This is a genomic window from Porphyromonas uenonis 60-3, assembly GCF_000174775.1.
Lineage (GTDB): Bacteria > Bacteroidota > Bacteroidia > Bacteroidales > Porphyromonadaceae > Porphyromonas > Porphyromonas uenonis_A.
On the sequence record NZ_ACLR01000096.1, the window covers coordinates 1 to 524 of the forward strand.

The window sequence follows — 524 nt, forward strand, 5'->3', positions numbered from 1 at the left end:
ACCACTTGGATGAGACTAAAGTTCCTGTCCTCTCCTGAAATAGTACACAGTTGGGGAAGCCAACCCCAACAACAATGAAACAAGAAAAAAGTAACCGAGGACGAAAGGGATATCCCTTAGATTTCAAGTGGAGAGTCATCGATGGCCTCCTAGCCACAGGCGAGAGCATCGCCACCACCAGCCAGCGCTACGGCATCACCGCACGCACCATTCGAAATTGGTTGCGTACCTTTGGTGTAGAGTTACCCAACCAAAGCACTATGAGCAAGACAAACAAGAACAAAGCCGTAGATCCAGATTACGCAGAACTCAAGCGCGAAAACGCTCGCCTCAAAGCAGCCCTCTTCCAAGCTGAGAGCAAGGCCTTGGTCAACAAAACACTACTCGAAGTGGTCTTGAATCGCTACCACATTGATCTAAAAAAAAAGACCGATTTGTAGCCGTGAGACAGCTTGAATCCGCCCAAGTGAGAGATCAAAAGCTCTCCATAACCTACCTTTGTCAGCAGCTAGAAGTCAGCCGCA

Annotated in this window: 1 protein-coding gene; it reads left to right on the forward strand. The window is 48.7% G+C overall.

Features of this window, described 5'->3' with window-relative positions; translation table 11 throughout:
• The first annotated feature begins 74 nt into the window (after positions 1-74).
• Positions 75-440 carry a transposase gene (locus PORUE0001_RS02660; protein WP_007364925.1) on the forward strand — a complete coding sequence of 122 codons (366 nt, stop codon included), beginning with the start codon at positions 75-77 and terminating at the stop codon, positions 438-440.
• Positions 441-524 lie beyond the last annotated feature (84 nt).